Annotated in this window: 9 protein-coding genes; all 9 read left to right on the top strand. The window is 64.1% G+C overall.

Going from position 1 to position 9,680, the window contains the following annotated elements:
- The first annotated feature begins 6 nt into the window (after positions 1–6).
- The 9 genes from IFT82_RS00510 to IFT82_RS00470 are packed head-to-tail and all read left to right on the top strand — an operon-like array spanning position 7 to position 9,556.
- Positions 7–618: an NADH-quinone oxidoreductase subunit J gene (locus IFT82_RS00510; protein ID WP_192123322.1), complete on the top strand. Its 612-nt coding sequence runs from the start codon at positions 7–9 to the stop codon at positions 616–618.
- Positions 615–920: an NADH-quinone oxidoreductase subunit NuoK gene (nuoK, locus tag IFT82_RS00505; protein ID WP_192123320.1), complete on the top strand. Its 306-nt coding sequence runs from the start codon at positions 615–617 to the stop codon at positions 918–920. The genes IFT82_RS00510 and nuoK overlap by 4 nt, the downstream gene beginning before the upstream one ends.
- Positions 921–924: 4 nt before the next feature.
- Positions 925–3,042, top strand: a complete 2,118-nt coding sequence (gene nuoL / locus IFT82_RS00500; protein WP_192123318.1) for an NADH-quinone oxidoreductase subunit L — start codon at positions 925–927, stop codon at positions 3,040–3,042.
- Between the two features lie 7 nt (positions 3,043–3,049).
- The gene (locus IFT82_RS00495) at positions 3,050–4,609 is read left to right on the top strand and encodes an NADH-quinone oxidoreductase subunit M (RefSeq protein WP_192123316.1); all 1,560 of its coding nucleotides are present in this window, start codon (positions 3,050–3,052) and stop codon (positions 4,607–4,609) included.
- Positions 4,609–6,060 carry an NADH-quinone oxidoreductase subunit NuoN gene (gene nuoN, locus IFT82_RS00490; RefSeq protein ID WP_192123313.1) on the top strand — a complete coding sequence of 484 codons (1,452 nt, stop codon included), beginning with the start codon at positions 4,609–4,611 and terminating at the stop codon, positions 6,058–6,060. Before IFT82_RS00495 ends, nuoN begins: the two co-directional genes overlap by 1 nt.
- 25 nt (positions 6,061–6,085) lie before the next feature.
- Complete coding sequence (locus tag IFT82_RS00485) at positions 6,086–6,799, top strand: biotin--[acetyl-CoA-carboxylase] ligase (RefSeq protein ID WP_192123311.1); 714 nt, start codon at positions 6,086–6,088, stop codon at positions 6,797–6,799.
- 1 nt (position 6,800) lies between these two features.
- Positions 6,801–7,631, top strand: coding sequence for a type III pantothenate kinase (locus IFT82_RS00480; RefSeq protein ID WP_192123310.1), 831 nt, complete (start codon positions 6,801–6,803; stop codon positions 7,629–7,631).
- Complete coding sequence (locus IFT82_RS00475) at positions 7,632–9,269, top strand: ribonuclease J (RefSeq protein WP_192123307.1); 1,638 nt, start codon at positions 7,632–7,634, stop codon at positions 9,267–9,269. It abuts the gene before it with no gap.
- A 5-nt stretch (positions 9,270–9,274) separates the two neighbouring features.
- The gene (locus tag IFT82_RS00470; protein WP_192123305.1) at positions 9,275–9,556 is read left to right on the top strand and encodes a DUF1467 family protein; all 282 of its coding nucleotides are present in this window, start codon (positions 9,275–9,277) and stop codon (positions 9,554–9,556) included.
- The last annotated feature ends 124 nt before the right edge of the window (positions 9,557–9,680 follow it).

The raw sequence follows: 9,680 nt of genomic DNA, 5'->3' as shown, positions 1-9,680 counted from the left end.
GACCGCGTGATCCAGGCAATCGCCTTCTATCTCTTCGCCGTCGTGGTGATCGTGTCGGGCGCGCTGACGATTTCGTCGCGCAACCCCGTCCATTCGGTCATGTGGCTGATCCTCGCCTTCTTCAACGCCGCCGGTCTCATGGTGCTGGTGGGGGCGGAGTTCATCGCGATGCTGCTTGTCATCGTCTATGTCGGTGCGGTCGCGGTGCTGTTCCTGTTCGTCGTGATGATGCTCGACATCGATTTCACCCAGCTTCGGGCCGGCGTGGCGCGCTACGCCGGCATCGGCCTCGCCATTGCGGTCGCGCTGGCGGCCGAGGTGATGATCGCCCTGGGCGCATGGAGCGCGGGTAAGATCGACCTGACGCGCCGCGCCGCGCCGCTTGATCCGACAGTCCCCAATATCCAGGCGATCGGCAATCTGCTCTATACGCGGTACGTCTTCATATTCGAGGCAGCGGGTTTCGTCCTTCTGGTCGCGATGATCGGGGCGATCGTGCTGACCCACCGCGAACGTGGCGGCAGCCGGTACCAGAACATCGCGCGTCAGAATGCGCGGCGTCCGCAGGATGCGACGCGCAACGTTCAGCCGCCGATCGGGCAGGGGGTGCAGTTGTGATCGGGTTGATCCATTATCTGGTCGTCGCCGCCGTGCTGTTCACGATGGGGGTGCTGGGCATCTTCGTGAACCGCAAGAACCTGATCGTCATCCTGATGGCGATCGAGTTGATCCTGCTGGCGGTGAACATCAATCTCGTCGCCTTCTCGGCCTATCTCGGCGATCTCGTCGGGCAGGTGTTCGCGATGTTCGTGCTGGCGGTGGCTGCCGGTGAATCTGCGATCGGGCTGGCGATCCTCGTGATCTATTTCCGCGGTCGCGGCACCATTGCGGTCGACGACGTCAACCGGATGAAGGGATAAACGGTTGATCCTCGCTATCGTCTTTCTGCCATTGCTGGCGGCCGCCATTGCGGGGCTGGGCAACAAGGCTCTGGGTTTCGTACCCACCAAGGTCGTCACGACCGGCGCGTTGTTCGTATCCTGCGCGTTGTCGTGGCCGATCTTCATCGGGTTCCTGTCGGGATCGTCGGTCGCCAGCGTCACGCCGGTGCTGACTTGGATCGTGTCGGGCGACATGACTGTCGACTGGGCGCTGCGGGTCGATGCGTTGACCGCGGTGATGCTGGTCGTCATCACCAGCGTCTCCGCGCTCGTCCACCTCTATAGCTGGGGCTATATGAGCGAGGACCCAGACCAGCCGCGGTTCTTCGCCTATCTGTCGCTGTTCACCTTCGCGATGCTGATGTTGGTGACGGCCGACAGCCTCGTCCAGATGTTCTTCGGCTGGGAGGGCGTCGGTCTGGCGTCTTACCTGCTGATCGGCTTCTGGTTCCGCAAGCCATCGGCCAATGCCGCCGCGATCAAGGCGTTCGTGGTCAATCGGGTCGGCGATCTCGGCTTCATGCTGGGTATTTTCGGGACATTCCTGGTCTTCGGCACGGTGTCGATCCCGGAAATCCTGAATGCCGCGCCGGGGATGGCCGGATCGACGATTGGGTTCCTGGGACACCGGTTCGATACCATGACGGTGCTCTGTCTGCTGCTGTTCGTCGGCGCGATGGGCAAGTCGGCGCAGCTTGGCTTGCATACCTGGCTGCCCGATGCGATGGAGGGGCCGACTCCGGTGTCGGCGCTGATCCATGCCGCGACGATGGTGACCGCCGGCGTGTTCATGGTTTGCCGCCTGTCGCCGATGTTCGAGGTCGCACCCGTGGCGCTCGATGTCGTGCGCTTTGTCGGCGCTGCGACCTGCCTGTTCGCCGCGACCTGTGGTCTGGTGCAGACCGACATTAAGCGCGTGATCGCCTATTCGACGTGCAGCCAGCTCGGCTATATGTTCTTTGCTGCGGGCGTGGGCGCCTACGGGGCGGCGATGTTTCACCTGTTCACCCATGCCTTCTTCAAGGCGCTGCTGTTCCTGGGCGCGGGATCGGTGATCCACGCGATGCATCACGAACAGGACATGCGGTACTATGGTGGCCTGCGGAAAGAGATCCCGTTGACCTTCTGGGCGATGATGATGGGCACGCTGGCGATCACCGGCGTCGGCCTGCCCGCCGTGTTCGGCAATCCGCTCGGCATCGGCTTTGCCGGCTTCCATTCCAAGGATGCGATCATCGAGGCGAGCTGGGCGGCCGGTCAGCCGGGCGTGTGGTTCGTCGGTGTGCTCGTCGCGCTGCTGACCAGCTTCTACTCGTGGCGACTGATGTTCCTGACCTTCTGGGGCGCGCCGCGCTGGGCCGCCTCGGAGCATATCCAGCATGCGCTGCATGATGCCCATGGGCACGGCACGCATGACGGACATGGCCACGACGACCATCATGCCGATGAAAGCCATGGCAACCCGTCGCACGCCGAGGATTCGGGCGATGCTCCGTCGACCCATGGTCCCGCGCAGCAGGACCTGCCGGCTGGTACGGGTGGCTATCATCCGCATGAAAGTCCGATCCCGATGCTGGTGCCTCTCGGCATCCTGTCGATCGGCGCGGTGGCCGCCGGCTTCGCCTTCCATGGCTATTTCATTGAGCCGGAGTCGGGCGAGCATTTCTGGCGTGGTGCGCTGGCCTTCCGCGAGCACCTGATGCATTCGATGCACGAGGTACCGGTGGCGATCAAATTGTCGGCGACGATCGCGATGCTGCTGGGGCTGTTGACGGCATGGTACGCCTATATCCGCAACACCGCCTTCCCGGTGGCGATGGCCGAGCAGTTCCGCGTTCTGTACGGCTTCCTGCTGCGGAAATGGTATTTCGACGAGCTATATCATCTGATCTTCGTACGCCCTGCCTTCGCCATCGGCCGTCTGCTGTGGCATCGCGGTGACGAGCAGACCATCGACCGGTTCGGTCCGAACGGATCGGCCTGGCTGGTCCAGTTCGGCGCACGGGGTGCCGCCAAGCTACAATCTGGATATCTCTATTCCTATGCCTTCGTCATGCTGATCGGGCTTACCGCCGCGGTCACCTGGGCCATTGCGGGTTGATCGGGTGATGGACGGCTTTCCTATCCTTTCCGTGATGCTCGCGGTCCCGGCCATCGCCGCGATCGCCTGTCTGTTCCTGTCGGCCGACGGTGCCCGCTGGACGGCACTTGGCGCGACCTTCGTCGATCTCGCTCTCGGCATCCTGTTGTGGCTCAATTACGATATCGGCGGTGCCCAGTGGCAGTTCGCGGAACAGGGCATCCGCCTTGGGTTCTTCAGCTGGGATCTGGGCATCGACGGCTTCGCGCTGATGCTCATCATGCTCAGTGTGTTCCTGATGCCGATCTGCATCGGTGCCAGCTGGCGCTCGGTGACCAAGCGCGTACCGGAATATATGGCGGCGTTCCTGCTGACCGAGGTGCTGATGATCGGCACCTTCGCGGCACAGGACCTGTTTCTGTTCTACCTGTTCTTCGAAGCCGGCCTGATCCCGATGTACCTGATCATCGGTATCTGGGGCGGGGCGAACCGTATCTACGCGTCGTACAAGTTCTTCCTCTATACGTTGCTCGGCTCGCTGCTGATGCTCGTGGCGATGCTGTACATGGCGGGGACGGCAGGCACGTCGAGCATCCCGGCGCTTCAGGCCTATGATTTCCCGGCGGGCGTACAGACCTGGCTGTGGCTGGCGTTCTTCGCGTCGTTCGCGGTCAAGATGCCGATGTGGCCGGTGCATACCTGGCTGCCCGACGCGCACGTCCAGGCACCGACCGCTGGTTCCGTGATCCTGGCGGGCGTGCTGCTGAAGTTGGGTGGTTATGGCTTCCTCCGCTTCAGTCTGCCGATGTTCCCGGAGGCGTCTGGTCAGCTGACCTGGCTGATCTTCGGCTTGTCGGCGGTGGCGGTCATCTACACGTCGCTGGTCGCGCTGGTGCAGGCCGACATGAAGAAGCTGATCGCCTATTCGTCGGTAGCGCATATGGCGATCGTGACGATCGGTCTGTTCGCGTTCAACCGGCAGGGTATCGAAGGCGCGATGATCATGATGCTCAGCCACGGACTGGTATCGGGCGCGCTGTTCCTGTGCGTGGGCGTGATCTACGATCGCCTGCACACGCGGGAGATCGCGCGATATGGTGGCCTCAGCATCAACATGCCGCGCTATGCGATCCTGTTCCTGTTCTTTACCATGGCCTCGATCGGTTTGCCGGGCACCAGCGGCTTCGTCGCCGAGTTCCTGGCCTTGATGGGAACCTATCAGGTATCAACCTGGACGGCGTTGCTCTGCACGACGAGCATCATCCTGGGTGCGGCATATATGCTCTACCTTTACCGGCGTATCGCCTATGGCGAGATCCCGTCGGACGAGGTCAGGGCGATGCCAGACCTTTCCCGACGCGAGTTGTGGCTGATGGCGCCGATCGCGGCGGTGGTGCTGTGGATGGGCGTGTATCCGGAGAGTTTTCTGGCACCGATGCGTAAGGACGTGGCGGTGCTGCTTCAGCGCATCGACCGTGCGGCACCCATCAGCGACTCCCGTCCGACCGCAGGCAACCCGGCGGCTGCCGCCGCCCATGGCGCGGTACATGCGCCCGAACACGAATCGACGCCCGGGGAGGCGCACTGATGGATTATGCCGCCAATCTGGCGATGACGCTGCCCGAACTGGTGCTCGGCGTCGGCGCGGTCGCGCTGATGCTGGTTGCCGCTTGGGCAGGGCCGGCGTCTACCCGCGCCGTATCGTGGGCCGCAGTCGCTATCCTGTTGGGGGCGGGGATCGCGCTGACCGGTCCGGCGGGGTCGGGCGGCGATGCGTTCGACGGCCTGTACCGCGCGGATGCGTTCTCCACCTTCGCCAAGGTTTTGATCTACGGTGCGACGGCTGTGGCCGTGCTGATGGCGCCCGGATTTTTCCAGCGGACATCAGGTGATGATCTGCGCCCGGAATATCCGGTGCTGTTGCTGCTTTCCGCGGCAGGCATGGGTATCATGGTGTCGGCGTCCGACATGCTGACGCTATATGTCGGGCTCGAATTGCAGAGTCTGTCGGCCTATGTGCTGGCGAGCTTCATGCGGCGGGATACGCGGTCTGCCGAGGCGGGACTCAAATATTTCGTGCTCGGCGCATTGGCGAGCGGTATCCTGCTCTACGGCATCAGTCTGGTCTACGGGTTCTCCGGCACCACGCAGTTTGATGCGATTGCCAGTGCCTATGCGGCACCGGGCCGGTCCATCGGCATGCTGTTCGGATTGGTATTCGTGTTTGCCGGGTTGGCGTTCAAGATGGCGGCCGTGCCGTTCCACATGTGGACGCCCGACGTATATGAGGGCGCACCGACCCCGGTCACCGCCTTTTTCGCTTCGGCGCCCAAGGTGGCGGCCGTGGCGCTGGGCGTGCGCGTCGCGGTCGAGGGGATGGGGCCGGCGCTGGCCGATTGGCGGCAGATCGTGATCTTCGCTGCGCTCGCGTCGATCCTGCTTGGCGCAGTGGCGGCGATCGGACAGAACAACATCAAGCGGCTGCTGGCCTATTCGTCCATCAACAACGTCGGCTTCGCGCTGGTCGGATTGGCGGCGGGGACGCCCGAAGGTGTCGCCGGAGTGCTGACCTATCTGGCGATCTACATCGTGATGACGCTGGGCAGCTTCCTCGTCGTGCTGGAGATGCGCGATGCGGATGGCCAGCCGGTCGAGGCGATCGACAGCCTCGCGGGAATGTCGGGGACCCGGCCCGCTCTGGCGGCGGCGATGGCGATCTTCATGTTCTCGCTGGCGGGTATCCCGCCGCTGTTCGGCTTCTATGCCAAATTCGCGGTCTTTGCCGCAGCGGTGGATGCGGGGCTGTTCCCCCTTGCCGTGGTCGGTATCGCCGCTTCGACGATCGGCGCCTACTACTACCTTCGGATCGTTAAGACGATGTACTTCGACGAACCTGCGACCGCGTTCGTCAAGGGTAACGAGGGGCCGTTGATGGGCGGCCTGATCGCGGTGAGTGCCGTGGTGATCTCGCCTTTGGGTTATCTGTTGATCCCCGCATTGGCGGCTTGGAGCCTCGCGGCCGCGCGATCGTTGTTCTGACTGCACTATCGGCCCGAGGGATATGGTGATCCACATCGTCCGGGAGACGGGATCCACCAATGCCGATCTGTTGTCCTTGGCACAGGCGGGGGTAGCCGAAGGATATTGGCTGCAGGCCGAGTGCCAGCTAAACGGTCGCGGGCGGCAGGGTCGTCACTGGGTATCACCGATCGGCAATTTCTACGCCAGCACGCTGGTCCGGGTACGGCCAGGCGATCCTCCCGCCGCCACCCTGGCGTTGCTGGCGGCAGTCGCCCTGGAGGAGACGATCGGCATATTCCTGGCCGATCGCACGGTGATGACGCTGAAATGGCCCAATGACCTGTTGCTGGACGATGCCAAACTCAGCGGCATCCTGCTCGAACGGATCGACGATGCGGTCGTGATCGGCATCGGCGTCAACCTTGCCCATTATCCCGATCTGCCTGATCGTGCGACGACCAGTCTGGCCGCGCACGGCGTGAACGTGCTGCCGTCGACGCTCGGCGAGGTATTGGCGGACAGCATGGCGCGCTGGCTGGTCCGGTGGCGGAGTGAGGGACTGGTGCCGGTGCGGGCACGCTGGCTGGCGCGTGCGCATCCGGCTGGCACGGCCCTGACCGCTCGGTTGCCCGATGGCGGCCGGATCGACGGGCTGTTCGACGGTCTGGATGCCGATGGCGCGCTGCTGCTGCGGTTGGCGTCCGGCGAGCGGCGTATCATCCATGCTGCCGACGTCTTCCTGCTCGAAGGGGCCTGACATGCTGCTCGCGATCGATGCCGGCAATACCAACGTCGTCTTCGCCTTGGTCGAAGGCAGCGATATCCGGGGCCGCTGGCGCATCGCCACCGATCCGCGGCGCACCGCCGACGAATATGCCGTCTGGCTCAGCCAGTTGCTGGCGCTCGAAGGCTATACCCGCGATGTGGTGGAAGCGGTGATCGTCGCCACGGTCGTGCCGCGCGCGCTGCACAATCTTCAGGTGCTGGCGTCCAAATATTTCCGGACGGAGGCGCTGATCGCCGGACGGGCGCCGGTGGAATGGGGCATGGCCATCGACGTCGACGAGCCCGCCTCGCTGGGCGCGGACCGCGCGGTCAACACGATCGCGGCGCATGCGCTGCATCCCGGCGATCTGATCGTGATCGACTTCGGCACCGCTACCACGCTCGACGTCAGCGATTATCGCGGCGCCTACAAGGGCGGCATCATCGCGCCCGGCATCAATCTGTCGCTGGATGCCCTGGTGACGGCCGCCGCGAAACTGCCGCGCATCGCGATCGAGGCGCCGGCAACGGCCAGCGTGATCGGGCGCAACACGGTCGACCAGATGCACATCGGCATCTATTGGGGCTATATCGCGATGATCGAGGGGCTGGTCGCCCGCCTGAAAGCGGAAGTCGGCCGGCCGGTAACGGTGATCGCGACCGGCGGCCTCGCCACCCTGTTCGAGCGTCATACCGACGTATTTGACCGGATAGAACCCGACCTGACCATCCAGGGACTGGCGATGATGTGGCAAAGCGCCCATATCCCCAGAACCACGCCCCCGCCGGGCGACCATCCGGCGCTTCCGACAAGAAAGATCTGAATGACTCCCAAGAACGAACTTCTCTTCTGCGCCCTGGGCGGCTCCGGCGAGATCGGCATGAACGTCAACCTTTATGGCTGTCGCGGCAAGTGGTTGATGGTGGACTGCGGCATCACCTTCGCCGATCCGGCCTATCCCGGCATCGACGTGATCCTGCCCGATCTGCAGTTCATTGAGGACCGAATCGATGATCTGGTCGGTATCGTGCTGACCCACGGCCACGAGGACCATATCGGTGCGTTGCCGTATCTCGCCGAAGACCTCGGCGTGCCGCTCTATGCGACGCCGTTCACCGCCGGGCTGATCCGGGGCAAGCTGGACGAGGAGGGCATCGCCGATCGCGTCAAGCTGAAGCTGGTCGAATATGGCAAGCGGATCGACCTGAAGCCCTTCGGCGTCACCTTCGTCCCGCTGTCGCATTCGATTCCCGAGGCGTCGGCACTGGTGATCGACACGCCCGAGGGCAAGGTGTTCCATTCGGGTGACTGGAAGCTCGATCCCACGCCCGTGCTGGGCAAGCCGGCCTCACCGGAAGAACTGACCGCGATCGGCGATGCCGGGATCGACGTGCTGGTCTGCGATTCGACGAACGTCTTCAACAAGGAAGCCTCGGGTTCGGAAGCCAGCGTCCGCAAGGGGCTGGGCGAGACGATCGCGCGGGCCAAGGGGCGGGTGCTGGTGACCAGCTTCGCCTCCAACGCGGCACGTCTGCACACCTTGGGTCAGGTCGCGCGGGAAACCGGCCGGCGGCTGTGCGTCACCGGTCGGTCGCTCGACCGGATCCTGAAGGTAGCCAAGGCGACCGGCTATCTGCTCGATTTCCCCGAGACGATCGATCCGGAAGCGGCGATGCGCCTGCCCAAGAACAAGGTGCTGATCGTGGCGACCGGCGGCCAGGGCGAGGCGCGCGCCGCGCTGTCGCGCGTGGCGGAGGGTTCGCACACCATCTCGCTGGACGCCGGCGACATGGTGATCTTCTCGTCGAAGCAGATTCCCGGCAACGAAGTGGCGATCGGCCGCATCCAGAACCTGCTCGCGGGCAAGGGCGTGGAGATGGTCACCGAGCGGCAGGCGCATGTCCACGTCTCCGGCCACCCCGGCCGTCCCGAACTCGCCAAGATGTACGAATGGCTGCGTCCGGACCTGCTGGTCCCGACCCATGGCGAGATGCGGCATATGATGGAGCAGGCCCGGTTCGGGCTGGCACAGGGTGTGCCGAATTCGATCGTGCAGAAGGACGGCGATATCGTCCGGTTGCTGCCGGGGCCGGCGAAGAAGATCGGCAATGCGCCGATCGGACGACTGGTGCTGGACGGCGACGTGATCCTGCCTGCCGATGGGTCGACCGTGAACGAGCGGCGCAAGCTGGCATTGAACGGCCAGATTTCGGTCGCGGTGGCGATGGGCAAGGATGGTCGGCTGATCGGACGGCCGCAGATCCGGGTGCAGGGCGTACCGGTCGAAGACGAGCGGCAGGCGTTCGTCGACGATGCGGTCGATGCCGCGGCACAGGCGATGCGCGGCAACCGGCGCGGGATCGATCGCCAGCGTGAGGACGTGCGGCTCGCCGTGCGCAAGATCGCGACGCGCTGGACGGGCAAGAAGCCGATCGTCGACGTATTGCTGATCGAGGCCTGAATCCCATGCGCTGGACGTCGGCGCTGGCGATCTACATCCTGTTCTGGTCGTTCTCCGTCTTCCTCGTCCTGCCCTTCGGGGTCAGGACGACGCATGAAGCGGGGGGCGACCATGTTCCGGGAACCGCAGAAAGCGCGCCGCACGAATTTCGGGCGGGGCGGATCGCCTTACGGGTAACGGTGGTGGCGACCCTGCTGTTCGTGCTGTTCCAGTTGAATTACCATTACGGCTGGGTCACCCCGCGTGATGTCGATCTGTTCGGCCGAATGGACATGGAAACGCGTTAACACGGCATAGTTTCGCCATACCGCAGTGGTTATGAACGTTCCGCCAGCCAATGGCGTGATCGACACAGGTCCGGCATCATCACAGGTGCCGGCTTGCCGGTCGATGGCAGGTGACGGCGATCGG

The organism is Sphingomonas sp. CFBP 8760 (assembly GCF_014841615.1).
GTDB lineage: Bacteria > Pseudomonadota > Alphaproteobacteria > Sphingomonadales > Sphingomonadaceae > Sphingomonas.
The sequence above is the reverse complement of the archived record's forward strand: the minus strand, read 5'-3'. Positions and strand labels throughout refer to the sequence as shown.